At 59.8% G+C, this 18,414-nt stretch carries 13 protein-coding genes, 1 rRNA gene and 1 pseudogene; 5 read left to right on the top strand and 10 right to left on the bottom strand.

Annotation, left to right across the window (positions count from 1 at the left end; genetic code table 11):
- The first annotated feature begins 154 nt into the window (after nt 1–154).
- A 5S ribosomal RNA gene (rrf, locus tag J2Y39_RS21085) occupies nt 155–270 on the top strand.
- Nucleotides 271–336: 66 nt separating this feature from the next.
- Here the strand turns inward: rrf and J2Y39_RS21080 are convergent.
- The 4 genes from J2Y39_RS21080 to J2Y39_RS21065 form a co-directional block, all read right to left on the bottom strand.
- Complete coding sequence (locus tag J2Y39_RS21080) at nt 337–1,515, bottom strand: PepSY domain-containing protein (RefSeq protein ID WP_150637819.1); 1,179 nt, start codon at nt 1,513–1,515, stop codon at nt 337–339.
- Nucleotides 1,516–1,590: 75 nt separating this feature from the next.
- Nucleotides 1,591–4,092, bottom strand: a complete 2,502-nt coding sequence (locus J2Y39_RS21075; protein ID WP_310219493.1) for a TonB-dependent siderophore receptor — start codon at nt 4,090–4,092, stop codon at nt 1,591–1,593.
- 87 nt (nt 4,093–4,179) lie between these two features.
- Nucleotides 4,180–5,181 (bottom strand): FecR family protein, encoded by a 1,002-nt coding sequence (locus J2Y39_RS21070; protein ID WP_310219491.1) that lies wholly within the window; start codon nt 5,179–5,181, stop codon nt 4,180–4,182.
- Complete coding sequence (locus J2Y39_RS21065; protein ID WP_041479723.1) at nt 5,181–5,681, bottom strand: sigma-70 family RNA polymerase sigma factor; 501 nt, start codon at nt 5,679–5,681, stop codon at nt 5,181–5,183. Before J2Y39_RS21065 ends, J2Y39_RS21070 begins: the two co-directional genes overlap by 1 nt.
- Nucleotides 5,682–5,993: 312 nt before the next feature.
- On the opposite strand from J2Y39_RS21065, the pseudogene J2Y39_RS26605 reads away from it, so the two are divergent.
- Together J2Y39_RS26605 and J2Y39_RS26600 are read left to right on the top strand one after the other, a co-directional pair.
- Nucleotides 5,994–7,019 (top strand): annotated as a pseudogene (locus tag J2Y39_RS26605) (cache domain-containing protein); the annotation flags it as partial.
- A 69-nt stretch (nt 7,020–7,088) separates the two neighbouring features.
- Entirely contained in the window at nt 7,089–7,874 is a 786-nt protein-coding gene (locus J2Y39_RS26600; RefSeq protein ID WP_370593577.1) for a methyl-accepting chemotaxis protein, read from the top strand.
- 126 nt (nt 7,875–8,000) lie between these two features.
- Here the strand turns inward: J2Y39_RS26600 and J2Y39_RS21055 are convergent, their stop codons facing one another.
- The 5 genes from J2Y39_RS21055 to J2Y39_RS21035 all read right to left on the bottom strand — a co-directional run bounded on the left by J2Y39_RS21055 (nt 8,001) and on the right by J2Y39_RS21035 (nt 15,006).
- Nucleotides 8,001–8,468, bottom strand: a complete 468-nt coding sequence (locus J2Y39_RS21055; RefSeq protein WP_310219489.1) for an SRPBCC family protein — start codon at nt 8,466–8,468, stop codon at nt 8,001–8,003.
- Nucleotides 8,469–8,490: 22 nt separating this feature from the next.
- On the bottom strand, nt 8,491–11,883 hold the full coding sequence (locus tag J2Y39_RS21050; protein ID WP_310219487.1) for a non-ribosomal peptide synthetase: 3,393 nt from the start codon (nt 11,881–11,883) through the stop codon (nt 8,491–8,493).
- 10 nt (nt 11,884–11,893) lie between these two features.
- Nucleotides 11,894–12,823 carry a diiron oxygenase gene (locus J2Y39_RS21045; RefSeq protein WP_310219486.1) on the bottom strand — a complete coding sequence of 310 codons (930 nt, stop codon included), beginning with the start codon at nt 12,821–12,823 and terminating at the stop codon, nt 11,894–11,896.
- Nucleotides 12,820–13,596: a DUF3050 domain-containing protein gene (locus J2Y39_RS21040; RefSeq protein WP_310219485.1), complete on the bottom strand. Its 777-nt coding sequence runs from the start codon at nt 13,594–13,596 to the stop codon at nt 12,820–12,822. The genes J2Y39_RS21045 and J2Y39_RS21040 overlap by 4 nt, the downstream gene beginning before the upstream one ends.
- A gap of 699 nt (nt 13,597–14,295) precedes the next feature.
- Nucleotides 14,296–15,006 (bottom strand): GntR family transcriptional regulator, encoded by a 711-nt coding sequence (locus J2Y39_RS21035; protein WP_310219483.1) that lies wholly within the window; start codon nt 15,004–15,006, stop codon nt 14,296–14,298.
- A 196-nt stretch (nt 15,007–15,202) separates the two neighbouring features.
- On the opposite strand from J2Y39_RS21035, the gene lapG reads away from it, so the two are divergent.
- Nucleotides 15,203–15,895: a cysteine protease LapG gene (gene lapG / locus J2Y39_RS21030; protein WP_056786901.1), complete on the top strand. Its 693-nt coding sequence runs from the start codon at nt 15,203–15,205 to the stop codon at nt 15,893–15,895.
- A gap of 14 nt (nt 15,896–15,909) precedes the next feature.
- Nucleotides 15,910–17,856: a cyclic di-GMP receptor LapD gene (gene lapD, locus J2Y39_RS21025; protein WP_056786903.1), complete on the top strand. Its 1,947-nt coding sequence runs from the start codon at nt 15,910–15,912 to the stop codon at nt 17,854–17,856.
- 209 nt (nt 17,857–18,065) lie between these two features.
- Here the strand turns inward: lapD and J2Y39_RS21020 are convergent, their stop codons facing one another.
- Nucleotides 18,066–18,404, bottom strand: coding sequence for a hypothetical protein (locus J2Y39_RS21020; RefSeq protein WP_016772279.1), 339 nt, complete (start codon nt 18,402–18,404; stop codon nt 18,066–18,068).
- Nucleotides 18,405–18,414 lie beyond the last annotated feature (10 nt).

Below are 18,414 nucleotides of genomic sequence, written 5' to 3'. Positions count from 1 at the left end.
CCGATGGTAGTGTGGGGTTTCCCCATGTGAGAGTAGGTCATCGTCAAGATTAAATTCCGAAACCCCAATTGCGAAAGCAGTTGGGGTTTTGTTTTAGTAGAAGTTCCTGTTTTTGCTGGCTTGTTACCGTGTTGACGGGCCAGATAAAGAATTTCTTGACGACCATAGAACATTGGAACCACCTGATCCCATCCCGAACTCAGAAGTGAAACGATGTATCGCCGATGGTAGTGTGGGGTTTCCCCATGTGAGAGTAGGTCATCGTCAAGATTGAATTCCGAAACCCCTGTCTGCTAACGCAGACAGGGGTTTTGTCATTAAAACGTGTACGAAAGATCATGCCGTTCTGCGAGTCTTGCTGTTGCGTCTTGCCTGCCACTTGCGCCACCAGATATAAACCCCCGTCCCTGACAACCCCGCAATCAACACACCCAGTACCGCGATCATTACCTGCCCTGTTACCCCGATGATCCGTCCCCCATGTATGGGCAACTGGAGTCGATAGAACTGCTCTCCGAGCGTGCCCTGTCCCGCGATCTCCTGTCCCAATAATCGGCCATCGGTACCGTGAAAGAACAACCAGGATTTTCCATGTGCGTCCGTATCGTGCTGTCCAAATCCTGCGCCGTAGAAGTTGTACTCAAAGCTGTAATACAACTCGCCGATCGCGGCCGTCAGTCCTAATCGTTCCCCTTCCTGCAATGCCCTTTCGTACGCCTGTTGATAACTCAACTGTGTCGTCCCCAGTTGATTGGCGGGCATTCGTCCTCTGGCTTCATAAACGCTCGGCTCGATGGGCGAAAACAACGAAACCGCAGGCTTGAACACCTGGCTCGGCAAGTTCATCGCCACGCTGCTGACGGCGATCGGTAACAGCAGCAGCCACAACCACAATCCTCCGGCGCGATGCAGATCGAAGTTCAAGCGGTAGGCATGCCCGCCTTTGACCTTCCACGCAGTTGCCCACTTCTTCCAGAAGGGCTTGCCGCGCGGCAAGGTCAGGAACAATGCGACAAAGCAGTCGATCACCCACGCGATCGCCACCCCACCCATCAACAGCAATCCCCAGTTACCGGGCAATGTCAGGTTGTAATGAAACTCCAGAATGAACGGGATGAAGTTCTCTCGTTGAAAACAGCATTCACCCCAGTAGCGCGCGCCTTTTTGCTCCGCGCTGATCGGGTCCAGATAGAACACCTGATTGCGCTCATCGAACGGCTGGCCCGTCGCCGGATCTTTACGCGGAACGGCCGCCAGCAGCGCCGTATGCCCCGCCTCCTGCGGATACTCCATGTACCAGACTTGCAGTTTCGGATGCGCTGTCTGCACTGCATCTACCAACGCGCCCGGCGACAAGCGCTCACCCACTGACGTCGCCTCGTAGAACTGCGGATTCAGCCACTCGTCCAGTTCGTGATTGAACGCCAGCACACTGCCGGTCAGCCCGGCCAATAATAAAAACGTCGCAGTGGCCAAGCCAATGTACCGATGCAACAAAACCAGAAACGCACGCATACAAAACACCCCGAAGAAACGACAAAGCCAGCCCCTGATATCAGGGGCTGGCTTTTTTATGCACAGAACAATGCTTTAGAACTGATAGCTGACGGTCGCCGCTACGTTGCGTTCTTCGCCCATGTAGCAGAAGTTGAGGCTGGCGCAGGACGCGACATAGGATTCATTGGTCAGGTTGTTCGCGTTGAGCCGTACATCCACACCCTTCAAGCCGACCTTGCCCAGGTCATAACCAATCGAGGCATCGAACAGCGTGTAAGACGGCACCTTCATCGTGTTCTCCGCATCGGCCCAGCTGTAGCCGACATAGCGCACCCCACCACCCAGGCGCAGCCCATCAAGTGCGGCGCTGTCGAACTTGTAGTCAGCCCACAGCGAGGCCATGTGGCGCGGCGCTTGAGTTGGCGAGTTGCCCTTGTTCTCGATGACATCGGTCGGCGTGCTCAAGGTGCTGATCATCGATTTGGAATATTCGATATCAGTGAAGGTGTAACTGCCGAGCACTTTCAAGTTATCGGTCAGTTGCATATGCGCTTCCAGCTCCAGACCTTGCGAGCGCACGGCGCCGACCGCGCGATAGAAGTTTTCCTGCGGCAGTTTGGTCGCGAGGTTTTCCTGGTCGATGCGGAACAGCGAGGCGGTGAACAGGTTATCGGTGCCCGGCGGCTGATACTTCAAACCGACTTCCCACTGTGTGCCATCGGTAGGGGCGAGTGGATTACCGGCGCTGTCGGCATAGGAGTTCGGGTTAAACGACTCGGAGTAGCTGATGTATGGCGCCAGACCGTTATCGAACAGGTATAACGCGCCGGCGCGGCCAGTGAGTTTCGTGCGCCGATCATTGATTTCTGTACCAACCGGACGCCCCGCTTCGGCGATGCGGTTTTCATCGGATGTCTCGACCCAGTCCTGACGCAGGCCCAGCGAGAAGCGCCACTTGTCCATCTCGATCAGGTCTTGCAGGTACACACCGGTCTGTTCGAGGCGACGCAGATAGCTGGTGTCGCCGTACATTTCGATCGCCGAGTTGCCGTATACCGGATTGAACGCATTGATCGGCGCCAGCCCACCACTGGTCCAGTCGACCACGGTTTTGCGCCGTTGATAATCCGCGCCCATCAGGACTGTGTGCTTGGTCGCGCCGGTGAAGAATTCGGCCTGCAGCATGCTGTCGACGATAAACGCATGCAGGCGCTCATCACCGCCGGTGTAATAACGGTTCAGTTCATTGCTGGTCGGAGTGGTCCAGCCATAGGCGTAGACCTGATCCATGTTCACTTTGGAATCGAGATAACGGAAATTCTGCCGCGCCGTGAAGACATCGTTGAAGCGATGTTCGAACTGATAGCCAAACGACTGCTGGTCACGGGAGTAGCCATCGATCCCCGGCTCGCCCTCGAAGAAGCGCGGTGAGATGCGCTCGCCATTGCGCTGATGGACTGTGCCGTCCGCCGGAACGCCGCCGTGATAGCCGCCGTCCGGATCGTGCTGCAGATAGGCTTGCAGAGTCAGCGAGGTGTCTTCGCTGAAATCGACGCTCAGCGTCGGCGCAAGGGCGAAGCGTTTTTCCTTGTTATGGTCGAATTGCGTGTCGGACTGATCGCTTAGTCCGGTCAGACGATAGGCAATGCGCTTGTCGTCATCGACCGGACCGCTGAAGTCAAAACCAACCCCACGCTGGCCTTGCGTCCCCACCGTGGCTTGCACCTGATGGTAGGCCTCATACAACGGCTTTTTGCTGGTCAATGCGACCAGGCCTCCGGGCGAACTGCGGCCGTACAGCACGGACGACGGGCCTTTGAGAATGTCCACACGCTCAAGGAAATACGGATCGACCTGCATGGTGCTGTAGGTGCCGCTGTCGCCCATCGACTTGAGGCCGTCGAGGTAGATGTTGTCCACCGAGCCGTCGTTGAAACCGCGCATCGCCACGTAGTCGTAACGGTGCGTAGCGCCATACGGGTTGGTCAGCACGCCCGGGGCGTAGCGCATCGCTTGCGAGACGGTCTGCGAGCCTTGGTCATCCATTTGCTCGCGCGTGACCACCGATACGCTTTGCGAGGTTTCCAGCAATGCGGTACTGGTCTTGGTGGCGATCTGGCTGTGCGTGGCGTTGTAGCCGGCCATGCTGCCCAGCGCGTTGCCGAGGGCAAAACCTTTGATATCAGTGGTCGGCAAGGCCAGAGCTTCGCTTTCAGCGAGTGGGCGCAGAATGTAGCTGCTGCCGTCCTGGCTGACGGCTTCCAACCCTGAGCTGCCGAGCAAATGGCTCAAGGCCTGGTCGGTCGAATATTCACCCTGCACGCCGGGTGATTGCTGACCTTGAGTCTGTTGCGGTGTCATCGCCAGGGTGATACCGGCCTGCCGGGCAAACTGATTCAACGCCTCGCCCAATGGCCCGGCAGCAATGTTGTAGCGGTGGCTGATCTCGGTGCCGGTGTTGGCGGCCAGACTCAGGCTCGGTAACACGCTGACGCCCAGCGCGGTGGTCAGCAGTGCGGCCCGAACCGCATGGCGCAGCAGTGTCGATTCTGCAGTGAAATTCAGAGGGTTCTTACAAGTGGCGCGGACAGTCATTGTGGATTTCCGTAGGCAGTCGCGGGGGCTGAGTTGAAGTGCTTACTGACTAAGCCGGACTGCCTGCGAAAACCCGCCAAAAAATGTTCAGACCGCACGCTCCAGAGTCACCCACCAACGGGTGCGATAACGCAATTGCACCGGCAGCGTCTGCGGCAGGACCGCCAGCAGCCTGTCGGTGTCCTCCAGACGGAACACCCCAGAGAGGCGCAAGTCTGCGATATCCGCCGCGCAACTCAGAAACCCCGGGCGATAACGGGCGACTTCAGCAAGAAAATCACCCAGGCGCATATTGCGCGTGACGATCAAACCGTCGAGCCAGGCGCCCGCATCCATATCCGGCGTAGGCGCTGCGCGCAAACCGCTTTGGTTGACCAGAAAACTTTGCCCGGCGAGCGCTTCGAGGGAATGACCGCCAGCGCGAACCAACACTCGGCCGCGGGTAACGCTGAGCCGCGTGCACTGATCGTCCTGACGCAAAATGAAACGCGCGTCGAACGGTTCATAACTCCCGTGGCGATTCTGTACGCGCAGCGGTCGATCGGATGCCGCGCCTTCGTCAGAGCCGCCGCAGGTAACGATGATTTCGCCACGGGTCAGTTTGATCAGGCGCTGCTGCGCGGTGTAATCCAGGTCCACGGCGCTGGCGGTATTGAGTTCGATGCGCGTGCCGTCGGGCAACTGGAAACCGCGCCGTTCGCCGGTCGCCGTCGCGTAGTCGGCGCTCCATTGCTGCCAAGCGGCGCTGTCCTTGGCCAGCCACGCGGCGGAGCCCATCAACAGCGCGCCCGACAACAACTTCAAGGCCTGGCGTCGGCCCAGCCCCTGCGCACTGTTTTCCAAGGTATTGAAAGCGACCTGCGCACCCGGCACGGCGCGCAGACTGGAGCTCAATTCGGCTTGCAGCGACTGTACCCGCTGCCAGGCGATTTCATGTTCGTGATGCTCGGCGCGCCACTGCTCGCATTGGCGAGTCAGCCGCGAATTGCCGTGGTTATTGCGCAGCCGCAGCAGCCAGTGAATCGCTTGCTTGACCACGTGTTGACGCGGCTCGACGCGGCGACCGAGTGAGAGATTATCCACAGGCATCAGCTTTCATATCGCAACACATAGCAGTGATACAGCGCATCGGCGACGTAGCGTTCCACTGAACGTACCGACACGCCCAACTGCTCGGCGATCTGTTTGTGAGTCAAACCTTCGCACTGCGCCAGGAGAAACGCCTGACGCACTTTCGGCTTCAAACCCTCAAGCATGCGCGCAATGCTTTCCAGCAGTTCCAGCACCAACGCGCGCGATTCGGCGTCAGGTACTTCGCCTTCAGGCAAATGAGCAATGGTTTCCAGATAGGCCCGCTCGATTTCCTCGCGACGCCAATGATCGATCACCAGGCCGCGCGCGATGGTCCGCAGGAAAGCGCGAGGCGCTTTGAGTTCGAGGCGTTCGGTGCGTTGCAGCAGGCGCAGGAAAGTGTCCTGAGCCAGATCCGCCGCATCCGCTGCGTTGCCCAGCCGCGCGCGCAGCCAAGCGTTGAGCCAGCCGTGATGACTACCGTAAAGCGCCTGTACGACCAACTCAGGTGAAGACATGACCACGCCAGCCCGAACGTCACAAATGATAATTAGTCGCATTGTCATCAAGGGTTACAGATTTTGCAACCGTCGTCCCTATGGCGGTTGTGAAAAATTCCCTCGCAGCCGCTCTGGCACGCCGTTCGGCGGGAATCCTGTCCTAAAACCGTCCATTTCTCACGCGGCCCTAAGATTTCTCCGCCGTTGGCCGACAGACTGGTGAGAAATGCGTGCACCAAAGTAGAGCGGCCAGAAGAACGCTGCCTGCGCTGTACATGGAATGTTGCAACCGGAACGCATCCCCACTTTTGGCATAAGAAGTCCCATGAAATGAATCTCAAGTTCAGCCATAAAATCCTCCTGGCCGCTTCGGGCGTCGTCGTCCTGGCGTTCGCGTTGTTCACGCTCTACAACGATTACTTGCAGCGAAACACCATTCGCCAGAATCTGCAGTCCTCTGTGCAGCAGGCCGGTGACCTCACCGCCAGCAGCGTGCAGAACTGGATGAGCGGACGGATTCTGGTGCTGGAAAACCTCGCGCAGAACGTTGCCCATCAAGGCAGGAATGCCGACTTGCCGGGCCTTGTCGATCAACCGGCCTTCACTTCGAACTTCCAGTTCACTTACGTCGGCCAGGCCAACGGTGTCTTCACCCAGCGCCCCGATGCGAAGATGCCGGACGGTTACGATCCGCGTCAGCGGCCTTGGTACAAGCAGGCCGTGGCCGCCGACAAAACCATGCTGACGCCGCCGTACATGGCGGCAGTCGGCGGCTTGGTGGTGACCATCGCCATGCCGGTGAAGAAGGACGGCGAACTGCTCGGTGTGGTCGGCGGTGACCTGAGCCTGGAAACCCTGGTCAAGATCATCAACTCGGTGGACTTCGGTGGCCTCGGCCATGCGTTTCTGGTCAGTGCTGACGGTCAGGTGATCGTCAGCCCGGACAAAGATCAGGTAATGAAAAACCTCAAGGACATTTACCCGAATACCAGCGTGCGCATCGAGAAGGGCAACCAGAATGTCGTGCTCAACGGTCAGGAGCGCATTCTCTCGTTCACCCCGGTCAGCGATCTGCCGAATGCGCAGTGGTACATCGGTCTGTCGATCGATCGCGATAAGGCCTACGCCGCACTCAGCCAATTCCGCACTTCGGCGTTGATCGCCATGTTTGTCGCGGTCGCGGCGATTGCTTTGCTGCTGAGCCTGTTGATCAACGTGTTGATGCGTCCGCTGACCACCATGGGCCGCGCGATGAAAGACATTGCCCAGGGCGAGGGCGATCTGACCCGGCGTCTGGTGGTCGAGAGCAAAGACGAGTTCGGTGAACTGGGCAGCGCGTTTAACCAGTTCGTTGAACGGATTCACGCATCGATTTCCGAAGTGTCGTCGGCGACTCGTCACGTTCACGACTTGTCGCAACGGGTGATGGCGTCGTCCAACGCTTCGATCGTCGGTTCCGACGAGCAAAGTGCGCGCACCAACAGCGTCGCGGCGGCGATCAATCAGCTGGGCGCCGCTACTCAGGAGATCGCGCGCAACGCGGCGGATGCTTCGCAGCACGCCAGTGGCGCCAGCGAGCAAGCTGACGACGGTCGTCAGGTGGTCGAGCAAACCATTCAGGCGATGACCGAGCTGTCGCAGAAAATCAGCCTGTCGTGCACACAGATCGAAACCCTGAACGCCAGCACCGACAACATTGGCCACATTCTCGATGTGATCAAAGGCATCTCGCAGCAGACCAACCTGCTGGCGCTCAATGCTGCCATCGAAGCCGCACGTGCCGGTGAAGCCGGGCGCGGTTTTGCCGTGGTCGCCGATGAGGTGCGCAACCTTGCGCATCGCACCCAGGAATCGGCGGAAGAGATCCACAAGATGATCACCTCGCTGCAGGTCGGCTCGCGTGAGGCGGTCAGCACCATGAACGCCAGCCAGGCGTCAAGCGAGCAGAGCGTGGAAGTGGCGAATCAGGCCGGTCTGCGTCTGGTCAGCGTGACTCAGCGTATCGGCGAAATCGACGGTATGAACCAGTCGGTGGCAGCTGCGACTGAAGAGCAGACTGCGGTGGTGGAAACTCTCAACGTCGACGTCAACCAGATCAACCTGTTGAACCAGCAGAGCGTGGCCAACCTCAACGAAACGTTGAAGGATTGTGATGCGTTGTCGCAGCAGGCGAACCGGTTGAAGCAGTTGGTCGACAGCTTCAAGATCTGATTCACAGATCGCAGACCGCGTTATCGTTCTTCGCGAGCAGGCTCGCTCCCACAGGGAAATGCATTCCAAATGTGGGAGCGAGCCTGCTCGCGAAAGCGGCGGTTCAATCACCGCCAAACCGATGCCTTAAACAAACAACTTCAAGACATTGCCCATCGCATCATCGGCAAACCCCTGCACGAAATCCCTGAATCCCGGCAACGCCTCTTCTCCGCCGGAAGCTGGTTCAGCAATGATCGTCCAGGTCGCTCGCGACTTCCCTTCGCTCAGCGATTCCACCTGCATTGCCGCCCACAGATTCGCCACCCCCAGGGTGTTGTAAATCGTCGTCCAGGTCATGCGCTGTGCCTGTTCATCGCGCGAGTTGAGTTGTTCGACCACGACGTTGCCGTCCTTGAAGATTTTCTTGCGCAGCGAAGACACGCCCTCGCCGGTCATTTCGGTGTGTGACAGCGCCGGAATGAATCGTTCGAAGCCAGCGAAATCGCCAACGATCGCCCAGACTTTTGCCGCGTCCGCCGGCACTTCCACCGACGACACAACGTGGCAGCCTTGCGGGTTTTTGATCAGGGTGTCGGGTTGCAGATTGCTCATGGTGTTGCTCCTTTGGGATGAGTCAGATGAAGTTGATTTCTTTCAGGTAGTCGCAGCCGCGACGCAGCAGCGCCGGGGATTTCTGTGGGTAGTGCGCGCCCATCTGCTGCACGCCGGCCTCGGCGTTGGCGTGGCCGATCAGCGAGATGTCGCCGATGTCTTCTTCGAAACCATTGAGGTAGAAACCGAGCACGCCGAACAGCGCGTTGTCGGCGTTGACCCGGTTCAGTTGCTGCTGCCAGTCGGCGACGCTGACCAGCGCAAACTCGCTGCCGGTTTCGCGGAACGAAGCGACGTAGGCATCCCAGCTCAGCGGCTCGGGGTTGTGCAGATTGAACACCGCGCGATCCGCTGAATAACGGCTGGCATGGAAGGCGATGAAGCGGGCGAGAAAGTCCACCGGCATCAGGTCGAAATTCAGCGCAAAGGCCGGTACCTGACCGAGCTGGATCGAGCCTTTGAGCATCAGCATCAAGCGGTTCTTGTGCGGCTGGCAGACGCCGCTCAGGCTATTGAAGCTGATGTTGCCGGGGCGATACAGATTGACCCGTACACCGCGCTCGCGCGCCCGCTCAAGGATACGTTCGCCGACCCACTTCGACAGGTTGTAGCCGTTGCGAATGTAGATCGGCGGCGTCGCGGCGGCGGGCAGTTCCAGCACTCGACCGGCGTCATCCACGGTGCTGGATGCCGACAGCGTCGAGACAAAGTTGAAGAGCTTTTTGCGCTGCCCTTCGCACAGCTTCAGCAGGGCGAAAATCGGCTCGACGTTGTCCGCCGCCAGGGACTCGTAATCGAGCACGTGGTTGACGTTGGCGGCGTTGTGTACCAGTGCACCGAACTCGCGGTCCAGGCGCTGATAATCCTCATCGCCCAGGCCCAGTTGCGGGCGACTGATATCAGCTGCGTAAACCCGCACACGGCTGAGATCGAGGTGCTCCAGACGGTTTTCGCGCAGTGCCTGAGCGAAGCGTTGCGTCGCCGTTTGCCCGGCGCTATCACGTACCAGACAGGCGACCTCGCTGGCGCCCCAACCGAGCAGCGCTTCGACGATGTGCACGCCGACAAAACTGTTGGCACCGGTGACGATGACCTTGTGCACATCGCCCATGCGGCTGATCGGTAACGGTTCGATATCCAGCTCGCGCTCGGCGTCGGCCATGGCTTGGGCGCTGAGTACCGCGCTGTCGTCGGTGCCGCGCACCAGCGTCGCCAGTTTGCTGATGGTCGGCTGTTCGATGAAGCGATTGATCGAAATGCTCCGGCCGAATTCCTCACGCAAGCGCAGCAACATCCGCGACAGCAGAATCGAATGACCGCCGAGATTGAAGAAGCTTTCGTCAGTGGAAATGTCGCTGGTCGGCAGTTCCAGCAACTCGGCCCAGATCTCCAACAGCAGCGCTTCATCAGCATTGGCCGGCAGGCATTTCGCAGCGTTGTCCTGTACCGTCACCGGCAATGCCAGCAGCGCCTTGCGATCGACTTTGCCGTTACTGGCGAACGGCATCTGCGCCAGTTCGGTCCACGCTACCGGTTGCATGTAGTCCGGCAGAAACTGCCGGGCGTGAGCCTTCAATTCGTCGCGGGCAGTCTCGATTTGTGGCTGGGCGATAAACGCCAGAATGCGTCGCTGACTGTCGATGACCACGGCAATCTGCCGATACAAGCGGCTCTCGCGCAGGCAGCGCTCGATCTCTTCCGGCTCGACGCGAAAGCCACGGATTTTCACCTGATTGTCGCGCCGCCCGCACAGCTCGATACCGTGCTCGCCCCACTGGGCCATGTCGCCGCTGCGGTAGGTGCGCAAGGTCTCGCCGCCGGGCAGCGACAGGGTCAGATAACGCTCGGCGGTCTGTTGCGGATTGTTCAGGTAACCGAGGCAGACACCGGGGCCGACGATGAACAGCTCACCGACGGTTTGATCGGGCACCGGTTGCAGATCGTCGTCGAGAATCAGCACCCGACTGTTGGCGATCGGCCCTCCCAGCGTGCGGTTGCTGTCGCCCGGTTTGAGCTGGCGCGCGGTGATCAGCACGGTGGCTTCGGTCGGGCCATACAGGTTGTGCAGGGTGCCTTGGCGGGTCAGTTGCTCGATGACGTACGGCTCGCAGACATCACCGCCGGTCATCACCTGCACGCCCTCCAGTTGTTCCAGCGGCAGGATGCTCAACAGCGCTGGCGGCAAGAAGGCGTGGGTCAGTTGCCGCCGGCGAATCAGCGCAATCAGCTGCAAAGGATCGCGGCGCTGGGTGTCGTCGGGCACGACCAGTTCCGCCCCTGCGAGCAGGCTGGGGAAGATGTCGATCAGTGACGAATCGAAGCTCAGCGAAGAGAACTGCAACACCCGGCTTCCGGCGCGCAGCTGCACGTAGTCGGCGTACCACGCGGTGAAGTGGGCGAGATTGGCCTGGCTGAGCAGCACGCCTTTCGGATGCCCGGTGGTGCCCGAGGTATAAAGCGCCATGCACGGCGCTTCGAGCTCGGGCCAGCGCTGCATCAGCGGTCGATCACGAGCGGCGTCCATTGCCCCGATGTCACTGACATCGAGCCCCGCTATCGATTCGCTGAGCGCCTGCTGTCCATCGTGAAGCAACAGCACCGCGCCCGCGTTTTCCAGGATGTATTGCTGGCGCGGCAAAGGATGGCTCGGCTCCAGCGGCAAGTACACCGCGCCGCTGCCGAGAATCGCCAGAATCGAGGCGAACAGTGCCGGGCTTTTGCCTTGGCAGACACCGACCACCCACGGCTGCGGATGTTGCTCGAGCAAGGGCAGCAGGCGCTGTTGAATCGCGCGGCTGTGGGCGTGCAGCTGCTCGTAGCTGATGGTCTTCCCGCCGACATGCAGCGCCGGTCGTTCGGCATGCTCGATCAGGCTCTGTTGCAGGCGCTCGATCAGCGGGATTTGCGCCTGCTCCAGCAGCGCCGGGTTTGCCGTGTCATTGAGACGGTGGACATACGCCAGTTTGTCGAGGAACAGCAGGTCTTCCAGGCGTTCGAAATCCGGCGCGATCAGCGCAGGAGCATGGCGGAAATAATCGGCATCGCGGGAAAAGCGGCTGACCAGCAACGCCACCTCATCGACCACATGGGCAAGCGCTCGTTGGCGTAGCGACTGACCGTTGCCGGACGGCTCATCGCCAATCGGCACACGGCTGATCAGCGACGAGCCGAGAAAGCACAGCAAGTCGAGGGTCGGCAGGCCGCCATGCTCTTGCGCGGCGATACCCAGGCGCAGGTGCAGATGCGGGATCGCGCAGAAGTCGCCGGCAGCGATAAAGCTATCGTCGATGATCAGATCCACCGCCGTTTGAGCCACGCCGCTGCGGGTCACAGCATGGCCATGCTGTTCGAGCTCCCGGGCCAGATCGGTCATGGCCTGGCTGGCGCCGGTGAGCAAAATGTCGAGACGTTTCATGTCAGCCTCCTCAAACCAGATAGTCGCGCAGCGCGTGCTGCACGCACGGTGTGGCGAGCAGCGAGCTGTTGTGGAAAAACCTGACGATGTTGCCCACCAACGGGTGGTGGCGGTTGATCGGGAAGGCGAATCCAGCGATTTCCTCGCGCAGTGAGCACCGCGTGGTTTCGCTGACCGGCAGCGCATCGATCAGGCGCAAATCGAAGGATTTCTGGATATCATTGGTCAGGTAATGGCCGATGAACACCGGCAGAATCTGAGCGATGGTTTCGCGATCCGCGTCGCTGGCGGTGTGCCAATAGATGCGCACCATCCGCGCCCAGAAACTCGAGTGGCGACCCTCGTCGAGCAAGTGGTCGGCCATCAGGCCCTTGATTGATGGCTTGACCGAATCGTCGCGGGCGAACGCCGCGACATCACCGGTCACGGTGTTTTCGGCGATCGCCACGCAGATCAATTCCACCGCGCTGCGCAGGTGTTCCGGCGCCAGCGCAACAGCGGCGGGAATCGCCCGGCTCAGTTCGATTTCATCGGGCAACGGAATCGGTTCGATACCGGTCAGTGCCACCGTTTGCTGCATGAAATCCATGGCCACCAGCGCGTGGTAATCCTCATCGACCACCACGGTCATCGCGTCGTAACGACAGGCGAACGGGAATGCCACGGCGAAGCGATTCTTGGCAATGCTGCGGGCGGTCTTGTCGACGATTTCAGTCTCGAAAATCACTACGTCGTTTATGAATTTGTACAACGTCTGCACCAGGGCGAAATCACGTTGTTGCGGGCATTCACGCAGGAAGGTTTCGCTGAGCACTAGCGGCTGGCGGCTGAGTGGATAGATCAAGCGCTGATCGTCTTCGAGCAACCGCCGGGGACGGGTGCGGATGGTCGCGCGGCTTTCCCAGGCGTCGGCGAAGGATTGATAGTCGGCAGCGTTCATTGGGCCACCTCGGCAACTTTTGCGCCCATGCTCAAGCGCAGCCCGTCCCACAAGGCGATGCGGCTTTCCACGGCAGCGATGGCGCTGGCGTAAACCTCGGCTGCGCGCTGCGGATCGCCATCGACCAGACGCTCCAGCAACTGTTCGGCGGCGGGGCCATGGTCTTCGGAGTCGACCTCGATATGCCGTTGCAGGTAGTAGCGAAAGGTCGGTGCCTGTTCGATGCCGATGCCCCAGTCATCGAGGATGCGCTGGAACATCGTCGGAATGACGCTCTCGCGACCATGCAGGAACGCGGCAGCGACACTGTGTCCCGGCGCCTCCAGGGCAATGCGCAAGGTATTGCGGACAAACTGCGCCGCCGCCGGGTCGACGTCGACGCTCTGCAACGCGACGTCATAACTCACACCTTCCTGCTGCAATGCGACGAAACGCTCTACCGCCGTGGTGCTCGCGCCGATTTCGCGCATCGCATCCAGGTACAACTCGAAGTGGCTGTAGTGGCCGGCATCGAGGCGATCGTCCGATTCCTCGCCCAGCACGATCTCGTTGATCAACCGAGCGGCGTGGGGATCGCGCGGCGGCAACCAGGGCAAACGCGTGCAGGTCAGTTCCTGTTGCAGGCGCTTGGTCAGCGACATGAAGTCCCATACGGCAAATACATGGGTTTCCATGAAACGGCGTAATACCGATAACGAAGTAATCTCGGAAAAGATCGGGTGAATACTCAGTTCGGCTTTCTTCAGGGCGAGTTGCTGCTTAGTGGGCATCATGATGTCCTTTATCATTGATTGAAGTGCACGGTTCTTTTCAGTCGCTGTAAGCGGTCGAGCAAGTTGGATAGCAAGTTGGTCGGGCAAATATTGATTGCGCTGTGGCGCCGTTGCGGCGCCACGGGTGCTGCGGTTGTTACGTGAGGTATGCCGCGCTGAACGGCGACGTTCAAACCTGGCGAGAGAAAAACTAATACAGGGCAAATGCATTTAACAAGTTTATTTTCAATTATTTTAAGTTGGCTGTTTTTTGAATATGAGAGTGGCCGATAAAACTTTCGGATCAAGTTTTATTTGGGCGTAGTTACTCCTTTCGGCTAATAACGGCCAAAATCGATAACAAGAGTGAATGCCTCACTCGAAGCAACTTTTTAAACAAGGGAAGTTTATGAATTCAAAGGGGGCGAAAGTTGGCCGGGACCGGCGCCATGACTTCCTGTTTCCCGTGACAAGGCTCCTTCCGTAGGTTCCTGTTGCGGGGACTGTGCCGTCAGGGCGGCGCGTCCCCGTTCTGTAGGGGTGGCGCTGGAAGAGTGCGGGTAAATTGCCGTCAGGGCTATTACCGATTGGTCATCGGCGGGCAGCGGAAACGCGTCGGCAGGGTCGGGGCGGTCGCCAGCGGGCACGCCGATCCGCTGCCAGACCCGGCAGCAGAGCGGTCGCGAAGATTTGTAAGGGGATTATTCGACGTACGAGATATCAGCGTGCGGTGTGGCGCTTCTGTGCGGCGGGAGTCGCGAGGTAGCGGGTGATGACCTCGACGCCACGGTTGAGGTGCTGCTCCAGCATTTCGAGCGAGCGCGGGATGTCCCGCTCGATCACGGCCTGGAGCATGGCGCGATGGTCATCCTGGGACAGCTTGCCCAGGCCCATGGCTTCCAGATTGAAACGCAGAAAACGTTCTTCTTCATTCAGACTGTCTTCCACCAGACGCAGCAGTCGCTGATTGGGCGCCTTGCTGTACAGGGCCATGTGGAACAGACGGTTGAGGCGGCCGATCTCGTTGTAGTCGTGCTGCGCTTCCAGTTCTTCGATGTAGCCGGCGGCGAGTTGATGCTCGGCCTCAGTCAGCAGCGGAATGGACTGCCGCAATGCCTCCGATTCGAGCAAAATGCGCAACTCGTAGGTTTCAGCGGCATCGCCCTGGATCAGTGGCGCGACTACGGCGCCTTTGTGCGTGGTGACGCTGAGCAGCTCTTGCGCTTCGAGCTGACGCAAGGCTTCGCGCACCGGCATGCGGCTGACCCCGAACAGATCGGCCAGATCCTGCTGGCGCAGCGCAGTGCCACAGGGCAGGCGGCCATCGAGAATGGCCGAGCGCAGGGTTTCTTCAATCACCGACCGGGCCAGATGCGCAGGAATCGGTCCCTCGACTTTAATGCTGTGCAGCGGTTTGGGCTTCTGAGTCACGACAACACACCCTGTAGGTCGCAATATTTGGATCCAAATGACACTAGTGATTGCTCTACAGGTTGTCAAACCTTGTAAAACGTTGCGCGGCAATCTCAAGTCTAGCGGGTCTTCGATGATCTCACGGTGCCATTGTTTTTTGCCGGGCTAGGCTTCACCATCAAACGCTTCCTTTCTGTCCTTCTGGAAACCTGCAGTGGCGGTACGTTTCGCGATCCCTCGGACCTTGCGCTGGCTTGGCTGCGCATTGCTGCTGGCCGGCGTCATGCTGGGCGGTCTGCACGCCGATTGGGATTTTTCCGCGATCAGCCGCAAGGCCACTGCTCTTTATGGGCCACTGGGCGCCGGGCAGCAGCGCATCGATGCCTGGCAGAATCTGCTGGCGACGCAGAAGCAGGCCAGTGAGATGGACAAGCTCAAAGTGGTGAACCTGTTCTTCAACAAGCAGGTGCGTTACGTCGAAGACATCGATCTGTGGCGCGAAGTGGATTACTGGGAAACCCCGATCGAAGCGCTGTGGAAGGGCGCCGGCGACTGTGAAGACTACGCCATCGCCAAGTATTTCAGCCTGCGCCATCTCGGCGTTTCCAGTGACAAGCTGCGCATCACCTACGTCAAGGCGCTGCGCCAGAACCGCGCGCACATGGTGTTGACGTACTATGCGACCCCCGATGCCATGCCGCTGGTGCTCGACAGCCTGATCGATCCGATCCAGCCGGCGGCGCAGCGAACCGATTTGCTGCCGGTCTACTCTTTCAATGCCGAAGGTTTGTATCTGCCGGGCGCCAAGGGCAATAAGAAGGTCGGCGACACCAAACGCCTGTCGCGCTGGCAGGATGTGCTGAAAAAAATGCAGGCCGAAGGTTTTCCGGTCGAGACGACTAACTAGGAGCACGCGCTCAGATGTCTTTGTTCAAACAGCTGTTGATCGCTATCTGTCTGTTCCTGGTCGTGGCCTTCACCGGCAGCTTCATGGTCAGCCTGGAGAGCTCGCGCACCCAGTACGTCAACCAGTTGCGCTCCCACGCACAGGACGCGGCGACGGCGCTGGCATTGTCGCTGACGCCGAATATCGACGATCCGGCGATGGTCGAGCTGCTGGTCAGTTCGATTTTCGACAGCGGTTATTACGCGAGCATCCGCGTGGTCGACGTGAAGACCGAGCAGACCATTGTCGAGCGCAGCGGTACCCCGGCGGTGAGCAATGTGCCGGACTGGTTCGTCAAACTGATCGGCCTCGAGCCGGCCGGTGGCGATGCGCTGGTCAGCCGTGGCTGGGAGCAGGCGGCGCGGGTCGAGGTGGTCAGCCATCCGATGTTCGCCGTGGCCAAGCTATGGCAGAGCGCACTGGGCAGCCTTGGCTGGTTGCTGATCTGCGGTGCATTGAGTGCGGTGCTCGGCGCGCTGTTGCTGCGTCGGCAGTTGAAGCCCCTCGATTACATGGTTCAGCAGTCCCATGCGATTGCCCGCCGCGAGTTTCTCAGCCTGCCGGATCTGCCGCGCACGCCTGAATTGCGTCGCGTGGTGCAGGCGATGAATCAGATGGTCGAGAAGCTCAAGACGCTGTTTCAGGAGCAGGCCGAGCGCAGTGAAAAACTGCGTACCGAGTCCTATCAGGACAACCTCACCGGCCTGGCCAACCGTCGTTATTTCGAGATGCAACTGAACAACCGTGTGAGCAACCCGGAGCAGGCCAGTTCCGGTTATTTGCTGCTGTTGCGGGTCAAGGATCTGGCCGGGCTCAACCAGCGTCTCGGCGGCCAGCGTACCGACCAATTGCTCAAGGCTGTCGGTGAGCAACTGACCCGCGAGTGCGCCAGATATCCACAAACCCAGGACTTGGTCACGCGCATTCGCGGCGGTGAATTCGCCGTGCTGGCGCCGGGGCTGGTGCGTGAGGAAGCGCTGCAGTTGGCGCAGAATCTCGACAATGCCCTGAGCAGCCTGCATGCCACTGGCGCGACCGATGTGCCGGCGGTGGCTTCGATCGGGCTGGCGCCCTTCGCTCACGGCGACTCCCCGCAAGCGGTGCTGACACTGGGCGATCAGGCACTCGCGCAGGCCGAAGGGCAGGGCGAGCAGAATTGGGCGTGCATCGATCAGAGTCTGGTGGCGGAGGTCGGTGACGACCATCACGCTTGGCATCGACTGCTGGATCAGGCTTTGAGTCAGCAGCGTTTCGAGTTGTATTTCCAACCGGTGGTCGCCGCGCAGGACACGCAACTGGTGCTGCATTACAAGGTCCTGTCGCGCTTGCTCGACGAGCAGGGCCAGACCATTCCCGCCGGGCGCTTCCTGCCGTGGCTGGAGCGCTTCGGCTGGACCGCGCGGCTCGATCGGCTGATGCTCGAACGCGTGCTCGAGCAGATGAAGGGGCACGAGGATTCGCTGGCGCTGAACCTGTCCTCGGCGACCCTGGCTGACCCGCAGGCGCTGAACAAGGTCTTCGAGATTCTGCGCGCGCATTCCAATCTCGGCGCGCGTCTTACTCTGGAAATCGGCGAGGAGCAATTGCCTGAACAGGCCGTGCTGGAGCAGTTGACCCGACGCCTGCGCGAGCTTGGCTTCTCGCTGAGCCTGCAGCGCTTCGGCGGGCGCTTCAGCATGATCGGCAACCTGGCGCGGTTGGGTCTGGCGTATTTGAAGATCGATGGCAGCTACATTCGGGCGATCGATCAGGAGAGCGACAAGCGCCTGTTCATCGAAGCGATCCAGCGCGCGGCGCACAGCATCGATCTGCCGCTGATTGCCGAGCGGGTCGAGACTGAAGGGGAGTTGTCAGTGATTCGCGAGATGGGCTTGTATGGCGTGCAGGGGCAGTTGCTCGGTGAGCCGAAGCCTTGGGGGTGAGCCAATAAGCGCCCTCACCCTAACCCTCTCCCAGAGGGAGAGGGGACTGGCCGTGGGATATTTACGAGATACGCCGACGTGCAAGAGCTCCACTGAATCCAGAATCGACTCGATCTCTCAGGTCGATGGATAGCGCAAGACACCTCGATCGGCCCCCTCTCCCTCCGGGAGAGGGCTGGGGTGAGGGTAAGCTTTGGATCCTGGGAGGATCAGATCAACCCGCCCTCATCCTCATCGATCAACTGGCTCAACCCGCCCAGCGCTTCACGTGCCTGGGTACGATCCATCAGTTTGGCCTGGGCCGCCGCTGGCAGGTCAGTGACGCGGATCACGCCTTTCTGGGTCAGCACCTGAATCAGGTCGTCGAGTACCCGAATCATTTCAAAGTCGCTCTGCTTGAGCTGTTTGAGGCTGTTTTCCACGGCTTCGTTGGCGTACCACGCCTGAATCTCATGGTTATCGGCGGGCAGCGTTTCCGTGGCCTCGGCGTACGCCGCAGCTTCCACGCGAATCAACTGGCCTTGCGCATCGCGTTGCACGTAAAACATTGAGCATCCC

The sequence above is a fragment of the Pseudomonas sp. 2957 genome, from assembly GCF_031456345.1.
GTDB classification, from domain to species: domain Bacteria; phylum Pseudomonadota; class Gammaproteobacteria; order Pseudomonadales; family Pseudomonadaceae; genus Aquipseudomonas; species Aquipseudomonas siliginis.
This window is presented reverse-complemented; position numbering and strand designations above follow the sequence as displayed.

What these genes read in the sequence shown, in the direction of transcription:
- J2Y39_RS21080 (WP_150637819.1), bottom strand. Translation starts at nt 1,515, where the DNA reads ATGCGTGCGTTTCTGGTTTTGTTGCATCGGTACATTGGCTTGGCCACT.
- J2Y39_RS21075 (WP_310219493.1), bottom strand. Translation starts at nt 4,092, where the DNA reads ATGACTGTCCGCGCCACTTGTAAGAACCCTCTGAATTTCACTGCAGAA.
- J2Y39_RS21070 (WP_310219491.1), bottom strand. Translation starts at nt 5,181, where the DNA reads ATGCCTGTGGATAATCTCTCACTCGGTCGCCGCGTCGAGCCGCGTCAA.
- J2Y39_RS21065 (WP_041479723.1), bottom strand. Translation starts at nt 5,681, where the DNA reads ATGTCTTCACCTGAGTTGGTCGTACAGGCGCTTTACGGTAGTCATCAC.
- J2Y39_RS26600 (WP_370593577.1), top strand. Translation starts at nt 7,089, where the DNA reads ATGGCGTCGTCCAACGCTTCGATCGTCGGTTCCGACGAGCAAAGTGCG.
- J2Y39_RS21055 (WP_310219489.1), bottom strand. Translation starts at nt 8,468, where the DNA reads ATGAGCAATCTGCAACCCGACACCCTGATCAAAAACCCGCAAGGCTGC.
- J2Y39_RS21050 (WP_310219487.1), bottom strand. Translation starts at nt 11,883, where the DNA reads ATGAAACGTCTCGACATTTTGCTCACCGGCGCCAGCCAGGCCATGACC.
- J2Y39_RS21045 (WP_310219486.1), bottom strand. Translation starts at nt 12,823, where the DNA reads ATGAACGCTGCCGACTATCAATCCTTCGCCGACGCCTGGGAAAGCCGC.
- J2Y39_RS21040 (WP_310219485.1), bottom strand. Translation starts at nt 13,596, where the DNA reads ATGATGCCCACTAAGCAGCAACTCGCCCTGAAGAAAGCCGAACTGAGT.
- lapD (WP_056786903.1), top strand. Translation starts at nt 15,910, where the DNA reads ATGTCTTTGTTCAAACAGCTGTTGATCGCTATCTGTCTGTTCCTGGTC.
- J2Y39_RS21020 (WP_016772279.1), bottom strand. Translation starts at nt 18,404, where the DNA reads ATGTTTTACGTGCAACGCGATGCGCAAGGCCAGTTGATTCGCGTGGAA.